Annotated in this window: 1 protein-coding gene; it reads right to left on the bottom strand. The window is 38.4% G+C overall.

Translation table 11 applies throughout. The features are described from left to right. On the bottom strand, positions 1–229 hold a 229-nt coding region (locus ACPYOJ_RS37240), incomplete at both ends, for a KTSC domain-containing protein (RefSeq protein WP_481420665.1).

Here is a 229-nt window from a genome sequence, read left to right as displayed (position 1 = left end):
GTACACAAAACTCCCGTAAATATGTCTTCTTGCAAAACGGCTCGGCGAATCGGCATTCACCATTTTGATATAAGTATTTCTAGGAACTCCCAGGTATTCATAAATATTACCGTTCAGATGTTGGATGGTAAGAATCGATTTCTCAAGATAAAAATCCTGAATATTGGAAGTGGTGGTGGTTTCCGTATATTCTTCTTTGTATTTTTCCTGTGTTTCCGGGTTGATGCTC

The organism is Rhizobium sp. SVR5-9E, from assembly GCF_056755095.1.
The sequence above is the reverse complement of the archived record's forward strand: the minus strand, read 5'-3'. Positions and strand labels throughout refer to the sequence as shown.